Annotated in this window: 23 protein-coding genes; 12 read left to right on the top strand and 11 right to left on the bottom strand. The window is 66.6% G+C overall.

The genetic code is table 11. From position 1 onward, the window contains the following. Positions 1 to 5 precede the first annotated feature (5 nt). Together OCQ_RS03985 and OCQ_RS03980 are read right to left on the bottom strand one after the other, a co-directional pair. Positions 6 to 749: a hypothetical protein gene (locus OCQ_RS03985; RefSeq protein WP_014383856.1), complete on the bottom strand. Its 744-nt coding sequence runs from the start codon at positions 747 to 749 to the stop codon at positions 6 to 8. Between the two features lie 11 nt (positions 750 to 760). Further along, positions 761 to 1,684: an NAD-dependent epimerase/dehydratase family protein gene (locus OCQ_RS03980; RefSeq protein WP_014383855.1), complete on the bottom strand. Its 924-nt coding sequence runs from the start codon at positions 1,682 to 1,684 to the stop codon at positions 761 to 763. Positions 1,685 to 1,790: 106 nt separating this feature from the next. Between OCQ_RS03980 and OCQ_RS03975 the strand changes: the two genes are divergently transcribed. The 7 genes from OCQ_RS03975 to OCQ_RS03945 all read left to right on the top strand — a co-directional run bounded on the left by OCQ_RS03975 (position 1,791) and on the right by OCQ_RS03945 (position 8,250). Beyond that, positions 1,791 to 2,114, top strand: a complete 324-nt coding sequence (locus OCQ_RS03975) for a hypothetical protein (RefSeq protein WP_014383854.1) — start codon at positions 1,791 to 1,793, stop codon at positions 2,112 to 2,114. A 114-nt stretch (positions 2,115 to 2,228) separates the two neighbouring features. After that, entirely contained in the window at positions 2,229 to 3,884 is a 1,656-nt protein-coding gene (locus tag OCQ_RS03970) for a thiolase C-terminal domain-containing protein (RefSeq protein ID WP_041784801.1), read from the top strand. Between the two features lie 260 nt (positions 3,885 to 4,144). After that, a complete protein-coding gene (locus OCQ_RS03965; RefSeq protein WP_014383852.1) occupies positions 4,145 to 5,107 on the top strand; it encodes an alpha/beta hydrolase in 963 nt (320 codons plus the stop codon). After that, complete coding sequence (locus OCQ_RS03960) at positions 5,107 to 5,922, top strand: NAD(P)-dependent oxidoreductase (RefSeq protein ID WP_009952161.1); 816 nt, start codon at positions 5,107 to 5,109, stop codon at positions 5,920 to 5,922. Before OCQ_RS03965 ends, OCQ_RS03960 begins: the two co-directional genes overlap by 1 nt. Before the next feature lie 38 nt (positions 5,923 to 5,960). Continuing rightward, the gene (locus OCQ_RS03955; protein WP_014941304.1) at positions 5,961 to 6,719 is read left to right on the top strand and encodes an NAD(P)-dependent oxidoreductase; all 759 of its coding nucleotides are present in this window, start codon (positions 5,961 to 5,963) and stop codon (positions 6,717 to 6,719) included. A 112-nt stretch (positions 6,720 to 6,831) separates the two neighbouring features. Continuing rightward, positions 6,832 to 8,037 (top strand): cytochrome P450, encoded by a 1,206-nt coding sequence (locus tag OCQ_RS03950; protein ID WP_009952165.1) that lies wholly within the window; start codon positions 6,832 to 6,834, stop codon positions 8,035 to 8,037. Positions 8,038 to 8,049: 12 nt separating this feature from the next. After that, complete coding sequence (locus OCQ_RS03945; protein ID WP_007777398.1) at positions 8,050 to 8,250, top strand: ferredoxin; 201 nt, start codon at positions 8,050 to 8,052, stop codon at positions 8,248 to 8,250. 3 nt (positions 8,251 to 8,253) lie between these two features. On the opposite strand, the gene OCQ_RS03940 is transcribed toward OCQ_RS03945, so the two are convergent. From OCQ_RS03940 to OCQ_RS03900, 9 genes are all read right to left on the bottom strand, one after another. Beyond that, positions 8,254 to 8,487: a DUF1330 domain-containing protein gene (locus OCQ_RS03940; protein ID WP_230487555.1), complete on the bottom strand. Its 234-nt coding sequence runs from the start codon at positions 8,485 to 8,487 to the stop codon at positions 8,254 to 8,256. Between the two features lie 81 nt (positions 8,488 to 8,568). Beyond that, complete coding sequence (locus OCQ_RS03935; RefSeq protein ID WP_008253680.1) at positions 8,569 to 8,757, bottom strand: ferredoxin; 189 nt, start codon at positions 8,755 to 8,757, stop codon at positions 8,569 to 8,571. Further along, the gene (locus OCQ_RS03930; protein WP_014379176.1) at positions 8,754 to 10,028 is read right to left on the bottom strand and encodes a cytochrome P450; all 1,275 of its coding nucleotides are present in this window, start codon (positions 10,026 to 10,028) and stop codon (positions 8,754 to 8,756) included. The genes OCQ_RS03935 and OCQ_RS03930 overlap by 4 nt, the downstream gene beginning before the upstream one ends. A 152-nt stretch (positions 10,029 to 10,180) precedes the next feature. Next, positions 10,181 to 10,699, bottom strand: coding sequence for a hypothetical protein (locus tag OCQ_RS03925; protein WP_008253678.1), 519 nt, complete (start codon positions 10,697 to 10,699; stop codon positions 10,181 to 10,183). Continuing rightward, on the bottom strand, positions 10,696 to 11,310 hold the full coding sequence (locus OCQ_RS03920; protein ID WP_008253677.1) for a TetR/AcrR family transcriptional regulator: 615 nt from the start codon (positions 11,308 to 11,310) through the stop codon (positions 10,696 to 10,698). Before OCQ_RS03920 ends, OCQ_RS03925 begins: the two co-directional genes overlap by 4 nt. A 123-nt stretch (positions 11,311 to 11,433) precedes the next feature. Then, on the bottom strand, positions 11,434 to 12,588 hold the full coding sequence (locus tag OCQ_RS03915) for a thiolase family protein (protein WP_008253676.1): 1,155 nt from the start codon (positions 12,586 to 12,588) through the stop codon (positions 11,434 to 11,436). 4 nt (positions 12,589 to 12,592) lie between these two features. Then, positions 12,593 to 13,426 (bottom strand): enoyl-CoA hydratase/isomerase family protein, encoded by an 834-nt coding sequence (locus OCQ_RS03910; RefSeq protein ID WP_008253671.1) that lies wholly within the window; start codon positions 13,424 to 13,426, stop codon positions 12,593 to 12,595. 59 nt (positions 13,427 to 13,485) lie between these two features. Next, positions 13,486 to 14,652, bottom strand: a complete 1,167-nt coding sequence (locus OCQ_RS03905) for an acyl-CoA dehydrogenase family protein (protein ID WP_008253669.1) — start codon at positions 14,650 to 14,652, stop codon at positions 13,486 to 13,488. A gap of 96 nt (positions 14,653 to 14,748) precedes the next feature. Beyond that, positions 14,749 to 16,047: an amidohydrolase family protein gene (locus OCQ_RS03900; RefSeq protein WP_008253666.1), complete on the bottom strand. Its 1,299-nt coding sequence runs from the start codon at positions 16,045 to 16,047 to the stop codon at positions 14,749 to 14,751. Between the two features lie 397 nt (positions 16,048 to 16,444). Here OCQ_RS03900 and OCQ_RS03895 point away from each other — a divergent pair, with 397 nt between their 5' ends. The 5 genes from OCQ_RS03895 to OCQ_RS03875 are packed head-to-tail and all read left to right on the top strand — an operon-like array spanning position 16,445 to position 20,249. Continuing rightward, positions 16,445 to 16,978 carry a carboxymuconolactone decarboxylase family protein gene (locus OCQ_RS03895; RefSeq protein WP_009952174.1) on the top strand — a complete coding sequence of 178 codons (534 nt, stop codon included), beginning with the start codon at positions 16,445 to 16,447 and terminating at the stop codon, positions 16,976 to 16,978. 14 nt (positions 16,979 to 16,992) lie between these two features. Next, positions 16,993 to 18,270, top strand: coding sequence for an aromatic ring-hydroxylating oxygenase subunit alpha (locus OCQ_RS03890; RefSeq protein WP_009952175.1), 1,278 nt, complete (start codon positions 16,993 to 16,995; stop codon positions 18,268 to 18,270). Then, positions 18,254 to 18,577 (top strand): hypothetical protein, encoded by a 324-nt coding sequence (locus tag OCQ_RS03885; RefSeq protein ID WP_009952176.1) that lies wholly within the window; start codon positions 18,254 to 18,256, stop codon positions 18,575 to 18,577. The genes OCQ_RS03890 and OCQ_RS03885 overlap by 17 nt, the downstream gene beginning before the upstream one ends. Before the next feature lie 3 nt (positions 18,578 to 18,580). Further along, positions 18,581 to 19,801: a metal-dependent hydrolase family protein gene (locus OCQ_RS03880; RefSeq protein WP_014383848.1), complete on the top strand. Its 1,221-nt coding sequence runs from the start codon at positions 18,581 to 18,583 to the stop codon at positions 19,799 to 19,801. After that, on the top strand, positions 19,779 to 20,249 hold the full coding sequence (locus OCQ_RS03875) for a nuclear transport factor 2 family protein (RefSeq protein ID WP_014383847.1): 471 nt from the start codon (positions 19,779 to 19,781) through the stop codon (positions 20,247 to 20,249). The genes OCQ_RS03880 and OCQ_RS03875 overlap by 23 nt, the downstream gene beginning before the upstream one ends. The last annotated feature ends 12 nt before the right edge of the window (positions 20,250 to 20,261 follow it).

The raw sequence follows: 20,261 nt of genomic DNA, 5'->3' as shown, positions 1-20,261 counted from the left end.
GCCGTCTACGGGACATATCGATCCCATTCATAGGGCACCACCGCGAAAAACGGTGCGGCGAACAAGGGTTCGACGCGGTGATCGGCCCAGCGGTCGGTCAGCACCGGTCGCATCCGCTCCGCGGTGTCGACCGGGTCGTCAGCCAGGAAGCAGTACGTGATCGACTGATTGCCCTGAGCGCTGGCCAGTTTGGCGTCGACCCGGCGCGATAGTGCGGACCAGACACCGGTCACACCGTCGACTTCGAGCAGCGGGTCCGGCGATGCCGACCCGCGTTCGACCAACAGGTACACGCCCCGCGCGGGCAACCATGGCAGGACGTCCGACCCGGCCTTGATCCCGGGCGCCGCCGCCTTGTGCTGCACGTCGTACACGCCGCGCTCCACGGGTGGCAGCAAGGCAAGCTTGCGGCCGGCGTTGCCGAGCGCGGTGGACAATTCGTTGAAATCGTGCAGTCCGGCGACGTCGGTGAAGAAGTAGGTCATCACGTGGTCGACCGCGTTCAACGGCCCCTCGGTGAGCGCGCGTGCGGTGCGGCAGGCCGGCGTGGACACCAGGCGCAACGAGGCGCGCACCGCGGCCAGCCGGTGTTGTTCGGGGCGGTGGTCGAGGGTGTGCCAGCGCAGGTATTCGGCGTCCTTGCCCTCGGGGTGGCGCGTGGCCATGGACACGAACAGGGTGGTGATCCCGCCGTCGCCGGTGGCGAGGACCTCGGGGACCTCGTCCGAGGGTGTGCCGGGTAGATGCATCGCATTCGTCCTCACCCTCGCGTCGAATCGTGCTGGGGCAGCGCTATTTCGGGATGACGGGCTGCAATCATGCGGCGGAAGCCCTCGCGCCACGGCACCTTCGTGCGGCCGAGCACCTCGTGCATGTGGGTGACGTCCGGCCACAGCGGCGTGTGCGCGTCGGGCGTGTATTCGAAGGTGGGCTCTACACCGATCAGCTCACCCATGAACGTGCAGTAATCCTCGACGCTGACCGTTTCACTGCCGGCCCAGTTCACCACGACCGGCGGCGTCGCGGCCACTTCCATGGCGCGGATGCCGAGTTCCACGTAGTCGTCCTCATAGATCGGGTTGTAGTTGTTCGGCTTGTCGGGATGCAGTCGAATGGGCTTGCCCGCCAGCATCGCATCGAGGCGGTCGGCGGGCGCACCGCCCTGCGGCCCGTACGTCGAACAGATCCGGATGATGGTCAGCGGAATGCGAAAATGCCTGGCGATCCACGTGCAGACCGCCTCTGCCGCAACCTTGGAGAAGCTGTAGTTGGCGCGCAGCGGCACCCCAGGCGGGTCGGCCTCGGTCAATGGGCGCTGTCCCTGGTACGCGTAAATCGAGCCGGTCGAGCACAACACGAATCCCTTGGCGGCGCGGCAGTGATACAGCAATTCGCCCGACATCTGCGCATTGGTTTCGACGCAGCGGCCCCAGTCGTCCGCGCCGGGGTCGACTGCCGCGTGAAAGACGTAGCTGAAATCCTCGGGGAGACCGGAGAACTCGCCGGCGCCGACGTCCAGCGCGACGGGTTTGATGCCGGCCTCGACGAGTTTTCCCCGCGCCGTCGCATCTTTCAGGCGCGCGGCGCCCCACACCTCGTTTCCCGCTGCCACCAGGGCGCGCGCGATGGGAAACGCGATCTTGCCCGTCGCCCCGGTGATCAGGATCTTCTCCGCTACGAGCAACCAGGCCTCCGAATGTTAAGTACTTGATATCGCGCTTGGAGCATAGCGCCCGACGCAATAAGCTGAAACCCGCCAACGTCGGAAAGGCCCCAACAGGAGGCCCACCATGCAGTGGTTTGTTCGTCGTTTGACCACCGGCATCGCGCTCGCCGTCGCGGCGATGGCGGTCGGGGTGATCGCGACTCCGGCGATCGCCTCCGCGGAGTGCGATCGCAACATGTCGTGGAATCGGACGACCGAAGAGTGCAAACCGCCGCCGCCACTGCCGGACTGGTACACCGCTCCGCCGGACTACGCGCCGGAGTTTGCGGCGCAGGACGTGCCACCGCCGCCTCCGCCGCGGCCATGGTGGTCACCGAACGAACCGATGTGGAATGCCGGCTTTCACCAATGGGGTACCTATTTCACCGGCACCTGGGTCCCGTACTGACGGCACCGGTGCGATACGTGCGGTCTAGATCGTGCCTGCGCGCAAGTGATAACGTGATTCTCCGATTCGTATAACGGCCCTACCGAATTGGTCGTGCGACGCACCGGAGGTGACGTGTCAGCAGCACCCGGCCGACCATTGCCCCTGGTCACGCCCGAGAACGAGTTCTTCTGGACCTCGGGTGCCGACGGAAAGCTACGGCTGCAGGAATGCAAGAGCTGCGAATCGCTGATCCATCCGCCCGCGCCGGTATGCCGGTACTGCCGCTCATTGGATGTCGGGGTCCGGGCCGTCTCGGGCAGGGCGACCCTCGCGGGATTCACCATCAACCGCCGGTTCAGCCTGCCCGGCTTGCCGGCGCCGTACGTGATCGCCCAGGTCGCGATCGATGAAGACCCCCGGGTTCGGCTGACCACCAACATTGTGGAATGCGATCCCGACGAGCTCGAACTCGGCCAACAGGTCGAGGTCGTGTTCGAGCAGGCCGAGGACGTGTGGTTTCCGCTGTTCCGGCCCGTCTCCGGCGCCGAGCCCGGCCGGCTGCCGGTCGACGAGATCGCGCCCGAGCGCTTCGGCGAATACGTCCGGCCCATGCTCACCACGGAGAAGTTCGAAGACAAGGTCGCGCTCACCGGAATCGGCATGTCGCCCATCGGGCGTCGGCTGATGCAGCCGCCGCTGGCGCTGACCGTGCAGGCCTGTGAGGCGGCGATCGCCGACGCCGGCCTGACGTTCGCCGACATCGACGGCCTGTCCACCTACCCCGGCGCGATCAACGTCGGCGGCTTCGGGGAGGGCGGCGTCACCGCCCTGGAGGCCGCGTTGGGCATCCGGCCGACATGGCACAACGGCGCCATGGAGACGTTCGGCCCGGGTGGCTCGGTGATCGCCGCGATGCTCGCCGTCGCGTGCGGGTTGGCGCGTCACGTGCTGTGCTTCCGGACGCTGTGGGAAGCCACCCACGGTGAGCTGATGAAGCAGGGCAAGATCGCCCCGTCCATGGGCCGAATGTCGGGCTGGCAGATGCCATTCGGCGCGACCTCTGCGGCACACACCCTGGCGATGAACGCGCAGCGGCATTTTCAGCGTTACGGCACCACCAAGGAGACGCTGGGCTGGATCGCGTTGAACCAGCGAGCCAACGCCGAACTCAACCCGACCGCGATCTACCGCTCCCCGATCACGATGGAGGACTACCTCGACGCGCGGCCGATCACTACTCCCTTCGGCCTCTACGACTGCGACGTGCCGTGCGACGGCGCGATCGCCGTCATCGTCTCCGCCGCCGACGCCGCCCGCGACCTGGCCAAGCCGCCCGTGCTCGTGGAGGCCGTGGGAACCCAGATCGTCGAGCGAATCGACTGGGACCAAAGCACTCTCACGCACGAACCGCAGGTATTGGGCCAGGCGGCGCACGTCTGGACGCGGACCTCGCTGCGTCCCGCCGACGTGGACGTGGCCGAGCTGTATGACGGGTTCACCATGAACTGCCTGTCCTGGATCGAGGCGCTCGGATTCTGCGGGATCGGTGAGGCCAAGGAATTCCTGGACGGCGGCAAGAACATCGCCCGCGACGGCCAGCTTCCGCTCAACACGCACGGCGGCCAGCTTTCGCACGGCCGCACCCACGGCATGGGTCTGCTGCATGAGGCCGTCACCCAGCTGCGCGGGGAAGGTGGTGACCGGCAGGTCGCCGATGCCCGCGTCGGCGTCGTCAGCAGCGGCGGCCTCACTCCCAGCGGCGTGATCCTGCTGCGAGCGGACCGGTGAGTCCCGCCGCGCCGGCGACGATGCAGAGCGAAGCGATGAGGAGGAGCGGCGCGATGGGCACCGCCGGCGACGATGCAAAGCGAAGCGATGAGGAGGAGCGGCGCGATGGGCACCGCCGGCGACGATGCAAAGCGAAGCGATGAGGAGGAGCGGCGCGATGGGCACCGCCGGCGACGATGCAGAGCGAAGCGACGAGGAGGAGCGGCGCATGAGTGCCCGCCGGCGACGATGCAGAGCGAAGCGATGAGGAGGAGCGGCGCATGAGTGCCCAGCCCCGCCCTCGACTCGTCATCGTCGACGGGGTGCCGATGTCGGCCATTGTCGCCGAAGCCGCCGACCCGAAGGCCGTGATCGTGGCCATCCACGGCGGCGGCACCACCGCCGTCTACTTCGATTGCCCCGGCCACCCGTCGTCCTCACTGTTACGCAGCGGCGCCGCAGCGGGATTCACCGTCGTCGCGCTCGACCGGCCCGGCTATGGCAGCTCGGCCCCCTATCCGGAGGCGATGGCGCGGCCCGAGCAACGAGTCGACCTCGCGTACGGGGCGGTGGATCGCATCCTCGCGCAGAAGCCGCGCGGCGCCGGGCTGTTTCTGATGGGCCATTCGGGCGGCTGCGAACTCGTCATGCGGATGGCGGCCGACGGGCGCGGCGCGGATCTGCTCGGGATCGAATTGGCCGGGACCGGCCGGCACTATCACCCCGCGGCCCGCGACATCCTGAAGACGGCGACGCGCGAACGTCGTCCCGCGGGACTGCGTGACCTGTTGTGGCAGCCCGAAAGCCTTTATCCGCCCGAGGTTCTCAACGGCGCGACGGTCTCCCCGAGCGCCCCGTCCTACGAGGACCAGATGGTGTCGAACTGGGCGCGCCAGGATTTCCCGGCGCTCGCCCCCGCCATACGCGTGCCGGTGCGGTTCAGCATCGCCGAGCACGAAAAGGTGTGGCAGAACGACACTTCGGCGATGGACGAGATTGCGGAGCTGTTCTCCACGACACCGCGGTTCAGCGTTCATCGGCAACCCGATGCGGGACACAACATCAGCCTCGGGCACACGGCGCCCGCTTACCACGCCACGGTTCTGGCGTTCGCGGACGAATGCGTGAGGGCCCGGTCGGATTCGTCCGACTCGCCGAACGTGACAGCACAGTCACCGTCGGGCCCGAACGTGACTGAGGTGTCACGGTCGGCCGATGACGAAGCCGATTTGGAGGCCGGTTGATGCGCGTCGGGTTCATCGGGTTGGGCAGTCAGGGCGGGCCCATGGCGCGGCGCATCGCCGAGGGCGGCTACGCCACCACGCTGTGGGCGCGCCGGCCCGCGACGCTCGAGGCGTTCGCCGACACCCCGGCCCAGATCGCCGGTTCGCCGGCCGAACTCGCCGCGGCCAGTGACCTGGTCTGCCTCTGTGTCGTCGGCGACGCCGACATCGACGAACTCACCGGCGGCGAAGGCGGATTGCTCTCGGCGATGAAGCCGGGCGGCATCATCGCGGTGCACAGCACGGTGCACCCCGAGACGTGCCGAGAACTGGCGAAGCGGGCTGGGGCGGTCGGTGTTTCGATCGTCGATGCGCCGGTGAGCGGGGGCGGCGGAGCGGCGGCGGAAGGCCGCCTGCTGGTGATGGCCGGCGGTGACACCGAGGCCGTCGAGCGCTGCCGCCCGGTCTTCGAAACCTATGCCGATCCGGTGGTTCATCTGGGCGAGCTGGGTTCGGGGCAGACCACCAAGCTGCTCAACAACTTGCTGTTCACCGCCAACCTCGCCACGGCGGCGACGGCCTTGTCGCTGGCGGACGCGCTGGGTGTCACCCCGGAGCGTCTCACCGAGGTCGTCTCCCGCAGCAGTGGAAACAGCTTTGCGCTCAATGCTCTTGGCGGCATCGGCGGGCTGGATCGGCTGGCCGGTGTCGCCGGGGGGCTGCTGCAGAAGGACGTCCGGCTGGTCGTCGACCTTGCCGACCAGGCCGGGGCCGACGGCGGCGCCGTGCTCGCGGCGGCCGATGCGGCACTGACGCTGATGGAGCACCCCCGTTGAGGGTCGGATTCGTCGGCGCGGGGCGGATGGGTGGCCCCATGGTCGGTCGTCTGGTCGCGGCCGGTCACGACGTCCACGCCCTGGGCCGCACCGCCGAAAAGCGCCGCGAGCTCGAGCAACTGGGCGCGCGCGTCGTCGCGGAGGCCGCCGACGTCGGCGCGCACGCCGACGTGGTGGTGCTCTGCGTGTTCACCGACGAACAGGTGCGCCGCGTGTGCCTGGACGGCGGATTGCTACCGGCCATGCCGTCGGGATCGACGCTGGTGGTGCACACCACCGTCAGCCCCAACACCATCGAGGCCATCGCCGCGCGCGCCGATCACGTCGACGTCGTCGACGCCGCGGTCAGCGGTGGCCCGCACGACATCGCGACCGGCCGGCTCACCCTGTTCGTGGGCGGGGCCGAGCCAGCGGTGGACCGGGTACGACCGCTGCTGGGTTGCTACGGCGATCCGGTCCTGCACGTCGGGCCCGCCGGCGCCGGCCAGAAGGTGAAGCTGGTCAACAACGCCCTCTTCGCCGCACAGATCGGGCTGCTCGCGGAGGCCATCCGGCTGGGCGAACGCCTCGGCGTGCCCGAATCGACGTTGCTGAGCGCCCTGGGCCATGGCAGCGCGACCAGTCGCGTGCTGGACCTCGTCGCGGCGGGCGGGTCCGTCGCGGAGTTCATCGAGGTAACCGGCGACTTCGTCGGCAAGGACGTGGCCGTGGTGCGCGATGTCGCGGCGGAACTGGGCAGCGACCTGGGCGCGCTGGATGACGTCATCACGGCGATCGACACCGCGAAGATGGTTTGAGATGCCAGCGTTTTGGTCTTTCCGGTTCGTCACGAAGGTATTACCGTTAGCGTTACAGTCGGGGACTCCGCTGTAAAGGTTTCAGCCCGACCTCGCCGCTGAGGAGGATTCAGTGACAAAAGCGAAAGTCGTCTTCGATCCATACTCCGAGGACTACTTCAACAACCCGTACGACATCTACCGGCGGATGCGCGAGGACGCGCCCCTGTATTACGACGAAAAAGAGGACTTCTACGCGTTGACCCGCCATGAAGACGTGGCGGCCGCGTTCAAAGACTTCGAGACGTACTCGTCGGCACGCGGCTGCGACCTGGCGATGGTGCGGCGGGGCATTGCCCCCGAGCAGAAGTCGATCATCTTCATGGACCCACCAGAGCACCGCCACATGCGCAGCCTGCTCAACAAGGCGTTCACCCCCCGGGCGATCCAATCGCAGCGCGAGACGATCATCGAGGTGATCGACAAGTATCTGGGCGCGGTCGACCCCGACAACTTCGACGTCGTGCAGGACTTCTCCGGGCCGTTCCCGGTGGAGGTCATCACCCGGATGGCCGGTGTGCCCGAGGAATACCGCCAGCAGGTCCGGCACTGGATCGACACCAGCCTGCACCACGAGCCGGGCCAGATCGAGGTCAGCGAGGCCGGCGTGCAGGCCAACATCGACACGGCGATGTACTACTTCAGCCTGGTCCAGGAACGGCGCCAGGAGCCGCAGGACGACATGATCAGCCGGCTGATCGCCGCCGAGATTCCCGGCGAAGGCGGGCAGCTGCGCAAGCTCGACGACATCGAGATCTGCGGGTTCGCAACCCTTCTGGGCGGCGCGGGCGCGGAGACCGTCACCAAACTGATGGGCAACGCCGCGGTGATCTTCGCCAATCACCCCGACCAGTGGCAGAAGCTGCAGGAGGACCGCGACAAGATCCCCGGGGCGGTCGAAGAACTCCTGCGCTACGAGGGGCCGGTGCAATACAACGTCCGCTACACCCTCAAAGAGGCCCACGTCAGCGGCGGCGTCATTCCGGCGGGCAAACCCGTGTTCCTGTGCGGAGCCGCGGCCAACCGCGACCCGGATGCCTTCACCAACGCCGACACGTTCGACATCGAGCGCGATCACACCGAGGCGCAGCACCTCGGACTCGGGTACGGCATCCACAGTTGCCTGGGCGCCGCGTTGGCCCGCCTGGAGAGCAGGATCGCGCTGGAGCGGCTGCTCGACTTCATGCCGCGCTACGAGGTCGACTTGGCCGGGTGCAAACGGGTGACCATGCAAAACGTGGCGGGCTGGAAGAACGTGCCCGTCAAGGTGCTTCGTTAAAAGGGGGCCACGATGACGAAGAAGATCGAAGTCGACTGGGGACTCTGCGAGAGCAACGGTGTCTGCATGGGCATCAACCCGGACATCTTCGAGCTCGGCGACGACGACATGCTGACCGTCCACCAAGAGGAAGTCACCCCGGAGAACGAGGCGGACGTGCGCGAGGCCGTCCGTCAATGCCCTCGGCAGGCAATCTCCATCGTCGGTGAGTAGCGATCAGAATCCGGAGAGGATGACCGCGTTGCAGTCGGCGGCCTGCTGGCGCAGCTTCGCTGCCTTTTGGTAGCCCTCGGATTCGTACCAGGCCCGGGCGGCATCCACCGATTCGAATTCCAGGACGACGGTCTGGTCGCCGTGCCAGTCACCCTCAATGACTTTGGGCGCGGTGTCCACCGCGAGAATGGTGGCCCCGCTCATCGCCGATCCGGCCGCCTGGGCGTACGCCTTCATGCCCTCCGGATCCTTGATCGCCTCGGTCAGGATGACATAACCTTTTGCCACGCCGAATCTCCTTGCCTGCCTGTGGATTAGTTACTTCTCGCTGATCGCCTGCTCGGGACAACACTGGATGGCTTCCCGGGCGTCGGCCTCCAATTCCGTTGGGACGTCGGAATCTATCGCTTCGGCGTAGCCGTCGTCGGTCAGGCTGAACACGTCGGGACACAGCGTCAAGCACATCCCATGACCGCGGCACCGCTGATCGTCCACCCAGACCTTCATGCGAGCGTGAACTCCAGGTGCAGTTCGGTCAGACCGCGCAGGATATACGTCGGAACATATTGGTAGCGACGGTTATTCGCCGGGCCGTGCTTGTCCTCGTTGATCCTGATGTCGGTCGTGCGGTCGAGCAGCCGCTCGAGCGCCACCCGCGTTTCGGCCCGCGCCAGCGGCGCGCCCGGGCAGCTGTGAATTCCGCGGCCGAAGGAGATGTGCTGTCGGGCGTTCTTGCGGGCCGGGTCGAACGTGGCGGGGTCCTCGAAGCGACGCGGGTCGCGGTTGGCGGCCGCCTGCACGATCATCACGGTGCTACCCGCGGGCAGGTCGACCCCACCGACATTGGCCGGCACCCGGTTCATCCGGAAGTCGCCCTTGACCGGGCTCTCGTGGCGCAGGGACTCTTCGATGAAGTTGGGGATCAGGCTGCGGTCCTTGCGCAACTGCGCCTGGACGTCGGGCCGCTCCCCCAGCGTCTGCAGCGCGGCACCGAGCAGCCGCACGGTGGTCTCCTGGCCCGCCGAGAAGACGTTGGCCGCCACGCGCGCCACGTCCTCGACCTCGGGGATCGAGCCGTCGGGGAAGGTGGCGGTCGCCAGGCCGGTCAGCACGTCGTCGCGGGGCTCGCGGCGACGGTCCCGCACGTAGTCGGAGAACAGGCCGTAGAGGAATTCCAGCGGGCTGTGGGCCAGCGATTCCTTGCCGGTGCCGCCGACGCCGCCACCCGAGTGCTCGCGGATGCCCTTGACGAATTTGTCGCGGTCTTCCATGGGCACGCCCAGCAGGTCGGCGATCACCAACAGCGTGAAGGGGCCGGCGAAGCCCTTGATCCATTCGCCGTGACCGGGCGCCAGGAACTCGTCGAGCGCCTGGTCGGCCAGCGCCCACATCGCGTCCTCGTTCTCCTTGAGGCGCTTGGGGGTGATCAGCCGCATCAGCAGGGAGCGGTGGTTGGTGTGGGTCGGCGGGTCGAGCGTGGGCAGCTGGTCGCTGAAGGGCAGTTCGTCGCGGTGCCGCTCGATGAGCTCGGTGACGTCGTCGCCCTCGAGCGGCACCGGAAAGCCGGGGAACGGCCCGGTCACGGAGATGCACGACGACCACGTCTCGGCGTCGTTGAGCACCGCGCACGCCTCGTCCCAGCCGGTGATCATCGTGACGTCGTGATGGCTTTCCCGCGTGACGGGGCACCGCTGGCGCAGCGCCTCGTAGTAGGGGTACGGGTCCGCGATGAGCTCGCTGCCGCGGAAGAAGTCCAACTCGGAGAATTCCTTCGTCATCTCCTGCTCCTTGAATCTCGGCTAGTGAGAACGTGCCTCTCGCAGATGAGCATTACATTTCCATAGGGCGCGGTGGTCGTCAACGCGGGGTCCCGTCCGCGCGCCGAGACGGGCGGCACGTCGAGCCGTCGTGCGGGCCCCGGCACGCCGAATCAGCTGGCGGGCACCAGATCGGCGGCGACCGACGGCCACGCCAAAAGACCGCTCCGAAAGGTCTCGACGTGCCCCACGGGAAGCTGCGGGGCACCCGCGGCATTCGACGCGGCCGCCAGGGCCTGCGCCTTGAACGTCTGGGCGGCCATGCTCAGCTGGTGTTGCACCAGTCCGACGCTTTCGTCGAGTTCGGACGGCCAGTTCTCCCCCCACAGCGTGACCTCGGTGACGCCGTGATCGAGGGCCTGCAGCACGCCCTGACGCACCCGCGGATCGCAGCCGAACAGGTCGGCCGCGGCGGCCAGGGCCTGCGGTCGGGGACGCGACTGCACCGACGTCAGGGCGTCCTCGAGGTCGAGCACCCGGGCGCCGACGATCTGCAAGGGCCGGACGTCGGGGTGGTCCGCGACCAGCACGGTGACGTCCCATCCCGCCATCGACCGGTCGAAGATCCAGCCGCCGGCGAAGCGCACCACGTCGATGACGGTGGCGGCGACGACGTCGAGCCGGTATCTCATGGCGTCGCGGGTTTCTTCGTGGGCGCGAAGTCCCGCGCCAGTGTCTCGGCGTACTGCTTGAACACCTCGGGGAGCGGTATCGAAGGATCGAGCAACCATGTGGTTTCCATTCCGTGGACGAAGGCGAGGATTTCCACTGCCTTGACGGCGGGGTCGATGTCGTCGCGGTACCGGCCATCGGCCTGACCGCGACGGATGAGATCGGCGACGATGTCGGTCGCGGCGCGGTGCCGGGCCAGCATCCGGTCGTGCAGCGGCGCCTCGGGGAGGATGTTCTCCACCAGGAGCACCGTGAAGGTGCCCACCAGCTCGGGGGCGCGGTGGAACCGGTCGGCGACCTGGGTGATCTGGTCGAACAGGTCGCCGGTTCGGTCGGCGTGGGTGTCGTCGTCGAGGTCGCGCGCATCGAGCACGGCGTGCAGCAGCTGCTCCTTCGATTCGAAGTGATGCAGCAGGCCCGCGGGGGTCACCCCGGCCTCGCCGGCGATCTGCGCGAGCGTCGTGCTGCGCCAGCCGTTACGGGTCAGGAGGCGTTGGGCGACGTCGAGGATCCGCTGTTTGCGGTCCTCCCCCTTGGCGAGAAGCGTGTCGTAGCGCCGTGCGACGGCCAACTGGACTCCCTGGAGCAAACGGGTGCGATTGGCGGCTGAACCAACCTAGTGAACACACAGTAGGTTAGTTGGGCCGCTGTGACAAGGGTCACCGGGGTGTCTTTTTCGTGAGCCGGGTCGCCGCTAGCGGACGAGCTCGACCAGCGTCGCGTTGGCGGTCCCGCCGCCCTCGCACATGGTCTGCAGCCCGTACCGAATCCCGTTGTCGCGCATGTGATGCGTCATGCGGGTCATCAGCACGGCTCCCGAAGCGCCCAGCGGGTGCCCCAGCGCGATCGCGCCGCCCAGCGGATTCATCCGGGCTGGGTCCGCCCCGGTTTCCGCCAGCCACGCCAGCGGGACCGGCGCGAACGCCTCGTTGACCTCGAACACACCGACGTCGGACAGCGCGACGCCGGCCTTGCTCAGCACCTTCTCGGTCGCGGGAATGGGGCCGGTGAGCATGAGCACCGGGTCCGCCCCGGTGACCGCGCCCGCCACGTACCGCACAATCGGGGTCAGACCCAGTTCGACGGCCATCTCGGCGGTGGTCACCAGCAACGCGGCCGCACCGTCGGAGATCTGCGAGGAATTGCCGGCATGGATCACGCCGTCCTCGGTGAAGGCCGGCTTGAGCGCGGCGAGCTTCTCCGCGCTGCTTCCGCGCCGCACCCCCTCGTCGGCGGCCACGACGTTGTTCTCGGCGCCGTCGACGAACACCGGCACGATCTGGTCGGTGAACGCGCCGCCGTCCTGGGCCGCGGCCGCCCGCTCGTGGGACTCGGCGCTGTACTCGTCGAGGCGGGTGCGGGAGAAGCCCCACTTTTTGGCGATCATCTCCGCCGAGAGGCCTTGGTTGAAGGAGAAATCGTCATAGCGGGCAAGCACTTTCGGGCCATAAGGCATGCCCGAGGCGCGCGCCGAGCCGAGGGGGACGCGGCTCATGACCTCGACACCGCCGGCCACCACGACATCCTGCTGGCCCGACATCACCGCCTGCACGGCGAAGTCCAGCGCCTGCTGGCTGGAGCCGCAGGCGCGGTTGACGGTGGTCCCGGGGATGCTTTCCGGCCAGCCGGCGGCCAGCACCGCGTAGCGGCCGATGTTGCTGGACTGGTCGCCCACCTGGGAGACACAGCCCCACACCACGTCGTCGATGATCTCGGGCCCGATGCCGGTGCGTTCGGCGAGTTCGTTGAGGACGATCGCGGACAGGTCGGCGGCGTGCATGCCCGCAAGTGCGCCGTTACGCTTCCCGACCGGGGTGCGCACGGCCTCGACGATGACTGTTTCACGCATATCTCTACTCCGATTGTTTCTCGCCCGAATCCGGTTCCACCCCGGATTTTGTTAGGGCCCATCGACCAGTAAACGACGGCTCCCGCCGCTGCGCGAAAGCGGCATAGGCCGCCGCGGTGTCCGCGGTGGCGAAGTTGACTCCCTGCGCGCGGGCCTCGCTGGCCAGCGCGTCGCGCAAGGTGCGGTCGGCGCCCTCGTTCAGCAGCGCCTTGGTGTGGGCGAGCGCGATCGGGGGGCCGGCGGCCAGCCGATCGGCGAGATCCGTGACGAAGGCGTCGATCTCCGCGGCCGACACCACCCAGGTCACCAGGTTCAGCGCGCACGCCTCCTCGGCATCGATCGTGTCCGCGAGCAATGCGAGGCGCTTCGCCTGTTGCAGGCCAACGATTTTGGGCAGCAGCCAGGAGCCACCGAGGTCGATCGACAGACCACGCTTCGAAAAGATCTGACAGAACGTCGATTCCGGGGTCGCGACCACCAGGTCGCAGCCCAGCGCGAGATTCCAACCGGCCCCGACGGCCACACCGGTCACCTTGGCGATCGTCGGAATCGATAGCTCGTGCAACGCCAGCGCCACGTCGGTCAGGCGCTGCAACTTGTATTTCGGATGGATGTCATCGGGCACCGAGATGTCGGCCCCCGAGCAGAAGCTGCCCCCGGAACCGGTGAGCACGAGCGTGCGCACGCCAGGATCGTGACCGGCGGCGTCGAGCGCGTCGCGCAGGGCGACCCACAATTGCGGGTTGATCGCGTTCTTGCGCCGTGGCCGGTTGAGGGTGAGTGTGCGCACGCCGTCGCGGTCTTGCGACAGCAACAACGGTTCGTCGTTCGTGGTCATCGGTGTCGAACGCGCGTCACATCACCACGCCGCCGTCAACCGGCGGCAGCCGACCGGCATCAGTAGCTCCTCGGCAGCTTCAAAACGTTGGCTCCCAGGAAATTCAGGATCATCTCCTGGCTGACCGGCGCGATCTTCATCAGCCGGGCCTCACGGAAGTAGCGGGTGATGTGGTACTCCTCGGCGTAACCCATGCCGCCGTGGGTTTGCAGCGCGCGGTCCGCGGCGGTGAAGCCGGCATCGGCGCACAGGTACTTGGCCGTATTGGCCTCGCGCCCACAGGGTTTGCCGTTGTCGTACAGCCAGGTGGCCTTGCGCAGCATCAGCTCGGCGGCATCGAGCCGGGCCAGGGAATCGGCGAGCGGGAACTGCAGGCCCTGGTTCATCCCGATCGGCCGGCCGAAGACCTCGCGCTCGTTGCCGTATTTCACCGCCTTCTCGAGCGCCACCCGGCCGATACCGAGGGCCTCGGCGGCGATCAGCATCCGCTCCGGGTTCAAGCCATCGAGGATGTACTGAAATCCCTTGCCCTCCTCACCCACCCGGTCCTCGACCGGCACCTCGAGGTTGTCGATGAACAGCTCGTTGGAGCTGACGGCGTTGCGGCCCATCTTGCGGATCGGACGGATGTCGACCCGGCTCCGGTCGAGGTCGGTGAGGAACAGCGTCATCCCGTCGGTCTTCTTGGTGACCTCGTCATAGCTTTGGGTCCGGGTCAGCAACAGGATCTTGTCGGATTCCATCGCTTTGGAGATCCACACCTTGCGACCGTTGACGATATAGCGATCGCCATCGCGCTTGGCGAACGTGGTGATGCGGGAAGTATCAAGCCCCGCACCGGGTTCGGTCACGCCGAAGCACACGTGTACCTCTCCGGTCGCGACCGCGGGCAGCGTCCGGGCCTTGAGGTCATCGGAGCCGTGCACCACCACGGGCTGCATGCCGAAGATGGACAGGTGGATCGAGCTGGCGGCGTTCATGGCGCCGCCGGACTTGGCGACTTCCTCGAGCAGGATGGTCGCTTCGGTGATCCCGAGGCCGTGGCCGCCGTATTCGGTGGGGATGGTCATTCCCAGCCAGCCGCCATCGGCGATGGCGCGGTAGAACTCGGTCGGGAATTCGTGCGCCTGGTCCTTTTCCATCCAGTACTGGTCGTCGAACTTGCGCGCCAACTCCGCGACCGACCGACGGATCAGTTCCTGGTCCTCGGTCAATTCAAAGTTCATTCCACCCACTGGTGGCACTCCTCGTCCTCAGCGCGAGAAGACGCAGAATCGCACGAATTCCGCCCGAACAGTGCGATTCTGCGTCCGCTCGCCAGGTCAGTCCTTGTTGCCGGAAAGGGCTTTGGCGTTGGCCGCGAAATCCGCGAAGGACGAGCCGCCTCGGCTGTCCTTATCGTGGCCCTGGGCCTTGATTGACACGTCGTGCCCCTCGGCGGCTTTGCGCAACGCACCGACGGTCGCCTGCTCCCGCGAAATGTGGGTGAACGGGTCGAACGAGTACCAGCGCATGGCGTTCTCGTAGGTCATCTTGTTGATCTCGTCGTCGGGAACGTTGTTGAGGGACAAGACATCCCACAGCTCTTCGGGCGCACCCGGCCACATCGAGTCGCTGTGCGGGTAGTCGGCCTCCCAGCAGATGTTGTCGATGCCGATCATGTTGCGCAGCGCCACGCCGACCTTGTCGCTGATGAAGCAGGTCAGGAAGTGGTCGCGGAACACCTCGCTGGGCAGCTTGCCCTTGAAGTCCTGGTGCGTCCAGGCGGAGTGCATCTCGAAGGTGCGGTCCGCGCGCTCCAGGAAGTAGGGAATCCAGCCCGTTCCGCCCTCGGACAGCGCGATCTTGAGGTCCGGGTATTCCTTGATCGGCCTGGACCACAGCAGGTCGGCGGCGGCCTGCACGATGTTCATCGGCTGCAGCGTGATCATCACGTCCATCGGCGCGTCCGGCGCGGTGATGGCCAGCCGCCCTGAGGAACCGATGTGCACGTTCATCACGGTGTCCGTGTCCACCAAGGCTTTCCACAGGGGGTTCCAGTATTCGTCATGGAAGCTGGGATAGCCCATCGCGGCGGGGTTCTCGGTGAAGGTCAGCGCGTGCACACCCTTCTTGGACACCCGGCGCACCTCGGCGGCGCACGCCTCGGCGTCCCAGATGACCGGTATCGCCATCGGGATGAACCGCGCCGGGTAGGCGCCGCACCACTCGTCGATGTGCCAGTCGTTGTAGGCCTGCACCAGCGCGATCGAGAAGTCGTTGTCGTCGGTGGCGAACAGGCGCCCGGCAAAGCCGGGGAACGACGGGAAGCAGATCGAGGCCAGGATGCCGCCGGCGTTCATGTCCTTGACGCGCTCGTCCACGTTGTAACAACCTGGCCGGATCTCGTCGAGCCCGGTCGGCTCGATGCCGTACTCCTCCTTCGGCCGGCCGGCCACCGCGTTGAGGGCCACGTTGGGGATCACGGTGTCGCGGAACTTCCACATGTCCGAGCCGTCGGCGTTGTGCACCAGCCGGGGCGCATCGTCCTGGTACTTCTTCGACAGATGGTTCTTGAACATGTCGGGCGGCTCGACCGTGTGGTCGTCGACGCTGATCAGGATCATGTCCTCTTTGTTCATGGCCGTCCCTTCCGTCGGTTCCACCGAATCGATCACGGACTCGGCGAATCGCTGTCCCGTGCCAAGATCACTAAAATGAAAACTATCTTCTCGCCAGGCGAGAATCAACATCCATCGGTTGCTGAGCCGGCCCGCACCCGCCTGACCAGCGACCGAAGGAAAGGGAGGAATTTCCCGCCGCCGACCGGCGATGCCATGAGGTAGGACCCGGCCTGACGCCGCGGCGGGCCGCGCCGCCCGTTGTTCGGTACGGCGGCCATCCCGACCACCGCGTAGACCAGGCGATGACCGCACCTGTACTCGGGCGACACGCCGGCATTGACCGGGCGCACGTTTCGTGCCAGTCTGTTAGTTGCAAATGAGAATATGATTCTCTTTCACCGAGAGGACACTGCTAATGCGCTTGCGGCCGCTCCCCGCCGATCAGTGGGACGAGGCTACCCAGCAGGCACTCTCGGCCATGCGTGAAGCGGACACCAACAACGCGCTGTCGACGCTGGCCCACCACCCGGCCCTGGCCAAGGCGTTCCTTCGCTTCAATGTCCACCTGCTGACGTCGTCCACGCTGCCGCCTCGCATCCGCGAACTGGCCATCCTGCGGGTGGCCCATCGCCGACAGTCCGCCTACGAGTGGTCCCACCACGTACGCATGGCCAAGGAAGAAGGGGTCACCGAGGACCAGATCGCGGCGGTGCAGCGTGGGGAGGGACTCGACGCGTTCGACCAAGCGGTCATCATCGGGGTCGACGAGCTCGACGAGAAATCGGAATTGTCCGACCACACGTGGGCGACGTTGGGCGAGCGCCTCAACGACCAGCAACGCATGGACTTTGTCTTCACGGTCGGCTGCTATGCGCTGCTGGCCATGGCCTTCAACACTTTTGGCGTCCAGCCCGAACACGCCACCACAGCCGCTAACAACGTCGAATAAGAGGAGTAAGAACGTTGCCGCACTTCCCCAAGCCAGCCGCCGGCAGCTGGACAGAAAACTACCCCGATCTGGGCACCGAACCGGTCGACTACACCGACTCGATCGATCCCGCATTCTTCGAAGCCGAGCGCGACGCGGTCTTCCGGCGAATGTGGCTCAACGTCGGAAGGGTCAACCGGCTCCCCCGCACCGGCAGCTACTTCACCAGGGAACTGCCGTCGGCCGGCAAGGGGACGTCGGTGATCATCGTCAAGACCAAGGACGGGTCGGTCAAGGCCTACCACAACGTCTGCCGCCACCGCGGAAACAAACTGGTGTGGAACGACTTTCCGAACGAGGAGACGTCCGGCACCTGCCGGCAGTTCACCTGCAAGTACCACGCCTGGCGTTACAACCTCGACGGTGACCTGACCTTCATCCAGCAGGAAGAAGAGTTCTTCAACGTCGACAAGGGCGACTACGGGCTGGCGCCCGTCCGCTGCGAGGTGTGGGAAGGTTTCATCTTCATCAACTTCGATGACAACGCGGCGCCGCTCACCGACTACCTCGGGCCGCTGGCCAAGAGCATCGAGGGCTACCCCTTCGGCGAGATGACCGAGACCTACTCGTACCGGGCCGAAGTCGGCAGCAACTGGAAGCTGTTCATCGACGCGTTCGTCGAGTTCTACCACGCGCCGATCCTGCACCAGGGTCAGTACACCAAGGAAGAAGCCGCCAAGATCCAGAAGTTCGGCTACGAGGCGCTGCACTACGAATTGGCCGGCCCGCACAACCTGCAGTCGACGTGGGGTGGTCAGGCACCGCCGGAGGACATGTCCATGGTCAAGCCGATGGACCAGGTGTTGCGCAGCGGGTTGTTCGGTCCATGGGACAAGCCGGAGATCATCGAAAAGCTCGAGCTGCCTGCGGGTGTCAACGTCAAGCGGGTGCCGCAGTGGGGCATCGACTCGTGGCTCTTCTACCCGAACTTCATGCTGCTGATCTGGGAGCCCGGCTGGTACCTGACCTACCACTACTGGCCGACCGCGGTGGACAAGCACATCTTCGAGTCCACCCTGTATTTCGTCCCGCCGCGCAACGCGCGGGAACGCCTCGCCCAGGAGTTGGCGGCCGTGACGTTCAAGGAGTATGCGCTGCAGGACGCCAACACCCTGGAAGCGACCCAGACCATGATCGGCACCCGGGCCGTCAAGGAGTTCCTGTTGTGCGACCAGGAAGTCTTGATCCGTCATCTGCACAAGACGACCAATGACTACGTGAAGGAGTACCAGCGCAATGGCGCTACCGTCTGAATTCGCCGCCCTCGAGCCCTATTTGGATTGGGACCTGGCCACCGAGCCCGAGCGCTACGCCAAACGGCTGGCCTCGACGATGGCTGAGATGCAGGAGTTCTACGACGTCGCGTTCCCGTTGCTGAACGACGTGATCGCGTACTGCGACAAGTTTCCGCTGGACGACCTGCCGGATGACGCAAAGACCCTGATGCACATGATGCAATCGTTGGTGATGGTGTCGTTCCCGATCGAGGCGTGGAAGCAGCCGCGCGTCCCGGACAGCGGCGCGGCGTGGGTTGAAGTGCTTCGGGAACCGGTGATCTGACTCGTGCTGACCCTCAAGGCCGCCGGGCTTCTCGACGTTGACAGCGGCGAGATCCTTCGGCCCGGCATCGTGCGGATCGAGGGTGGCCGGATCGTCGGTGTGGGGGGCGAGCCGGAAGGCGAGCTCATCGATCTCGGCGACCAGATACTGCTGCCCGGGTTGATGGACATGGAGGTCAACCTCTTGATGGGCGGGCGCGGCGAGACGCCCGGGCTGTCCCAAGTGCAGGACGACCCACCGACGCGGGTGCTGCGCGCGGTCGGCAACGCCCGACGCACGCTGCGCGCCGGGTTCACCACCGTGCGCAACCTCGGCCTGTTCGTCAAGACCGGCGGATACCTGCTGGATGTCGCGCTGGGCAGGGCGATTGACGCGGGCTGGATCGAGGGGCCCCGAATCGTCCCGGCCGGTCACGCGATCACGCCCACCGGCGGGCACCTGGACCCGACGATGTTCGCCGCGTTCATGCCGGGCGCACTCGAGCTCACGGTCGAAGAGGGCATCGCCAACGGCATCGACGAGATCCGCAAGGCGGTGCGATACCAGATCAAACACGGCGCCGCATTGATCAAGGTGTGCGTTTCGGGCGGCGTGATGTCGTTGACCGGCGAGGCCGGCGCACAACACTATTCGGACGAGGAACTGTGCGCGATCGTCGACGAGGCGCACCGGCGCGGGCTGCGCGTCGCCGCGCACACGCACGGGGCGGAAGCGGTCAAGCACGCGGTCGCGTGCGGTATCGACTGCATCGAACACGGCTTCCTCATGGACGACGAGGCCATCCAGATGCTGGTCGACAACGACCGGTTCCTGGTGACCACCCGCAGGCTCGCCGAGGCGATGGACGTGTCCCGCGCGCCGAAGGAGTTGCAGGACAAGGCCGCCGAGATGTTCCCGAAGGCGAAGACGTCGGTCAGGGCCGCCTATGAGGCCGGCGTGAAGATCGCGGTCGGCACCGACGCGCCGGCGATACCGCACGGCAAGAACGCCGACGAACTCGTCACGCTGGTGGAGTGGGGTTTGCCGCCTTTGGCGGTGCTGCGCGCGGCCACCACCACCGCGGCCGAGCTTATCAACAAGACCGACCGGGGGCGCCTCGCGACGGGCCAGCTCGCCGATATCATCGCGGTGCCGGGAAATCCGTTGGAGGACATCACCGTTACCCAAAACGTCAGCTTCGTGATGAAAGGTGGCAAGGTCTATGTCGACCCCCGGTCAGCCTGAAGGCGGCCCAACCAAAACCGACGACCTCGTCGAGATCCAGCAACTGCTCGGCCGCTATGCGGTGACCATCACCCAGCAAGACATCGACGGTCTCGTCGCTGTCTTCACCCCGGACGGAACCTATAGCGCGTTCGGCGAAACCTACAGCCTGAGTCGATTCCCGGAGCTGGTGGCGGCGGCCCCAAAGGGCTTGTTCCTCACCGGGACTGCGGTGGTCGATCTCGACGGTGACGCGGCCAGCGGGACCCAACCGCTGTGCTTCATCGACCACTCCAGTCACGACATGCGGATCGGCTACTATCGCGACACCTATGTGCGAACCGCCGACGGATGGCGCCTCAAGACCCGCGCGATGACGTTCATCCGCCGCAGCGGTGTGCACGATTCCGGGCGCCCGCACGCCATCGGGCGTCCCGCCGGTGACTCGGCGTCCCAGGCAACGACCTAAGGAGCCAACCAA

Origin of the sequence: Mycobacterium paraintracellulare (assembly GCF_000276825.1) — a bacterium.
In the GTDB taxonomy this organism is placed as follows: domain Bacteria; phylum Actinomycetota; class Actinomycetes; order Mycobacteriales; family Mycobacteriaceae; genus Mycobacterium; species Mycobacterium intracellulare.
The sequence above is the reverse complement of the archived record's forward strand: the minus strand, read 5'-3'. Positions and strand labels throughout refer to the sequence as shown.

Coding starts and splice junctions, on each gene's coding strand:
- OCQ_RS03985 (WP_014383856.1), bottom strand. CDS start 749: ATGCATCTACCCGGCACACCCTCGGACGAGGTCCCCGAGGTCCTCGCC.
- OCQ_RS03975 (WP_014383854.1), top strand. CDS start 1,791: ATGCAGTGGTTTGTTCGTCGTTTGACCACCGGCATCGCGCTCGCCGTC.
- OCQ_RS03965 (WP_014383852.1), top strand. CDS start 4,145: ATGAGTGCCCAGCCCCGCCCTCGACTCGTCATCGTCGACGGGGTGCCG.
- OCQ_RS03960 (WP_009952161.1), top strand. CDS start 5,107: ATGCGCGTCGGGTTCATCGGGTTGGGCAGTCAGGGCGGGCCCATGGCG.
- OCQ_RS03955 (WP_014941304.1), top strand. CDS start 5,961: ATGGTCGGTCGTCTGGTCGCGGCCGGTCACGACGTCCACGCCCTGGGC.
- OCQ_RS03945 (WP_007777398.1), top strand. CDS start 8,050: ATGACGAAGAAGATCGAAGTCGACTGGGGACTCTGCGAGAGCAACGGT.
- OCQ_RS03940 (WP_230487555.1), bottom strand. CDS start 8,487: ATGAAGGCGTACGCCCAGGCGGCCGGATCGGCGATGAGCGGGGCCACC.
- OCQ_RS03935 (WP_008253680.1), bottom strand. CDS start 8,757: ATGAAGGTCTGGGTGGACGATCAGCGGTGCCGCGGTCATGGGATGTGC.
- OCQ_RS03930 (WP_014379176.1), bottom strand. CDS start 10,028: ATGACGAAGGAATTCTCCGAGTTGGACTTCTTCCGCGGCAGCGAGCTC.
- OCQ_RS03925 (WP_008253678.1), bottom strand. CDS start 10,699: ATGAGATACCGGCTCGACGTCGTCGCCGCCACCGTCATCGACGTGGTG.
- OCQ_RS03915 (WP_008253676.1), bottom strand. CDS start 12,588: ATGCGTGAAACAGTCATCGTCGAGGCCGTGCGCACCCCGGTCGGGAAG.
- OCQ_RS03910 (WP_008253671.1), bottom strand. CDS start 13,426: ATGACCACGAACGACGAACCGTTGTTGCTGTCGCAAGACCGCGACGGC.
- OCQ_RS03905 (WP_008253669.1), bottom strand. CDS start 14,652: ATGAACTTTGAATTGACCGAGGACCAGGAACTGATCCGTCGGTCGGTC.
- OCQ_RS03900 (WP_008253666.1), bottom strand. CDS start 16,047: ATGAACAAAGAGGACATGATCCTGATCAGCGTCGACGACCACACGGTC.
- OCQ_RS03895 (WP_009952174.1), top strand. CDS start 16,445: ATGCGCTTGCGGCCGCTCCCCGCCGATCAGTGGGACGAGGCTACCCAG.
- OCQ_RS03885 (WP_009952176.1), top strand. CDS start 18,254: ATGGCGCTACCGTCTGAATTCGCCGCCCTCGAGCCCTATTTGGATTGG.
- OCQ_RS03875 (WP_014383847.1), top strand. CDS start 19,779: ATGTCGACCCCCGGTCAGCCTGAAGGCGGCCCAACCAAAACCGACGAC.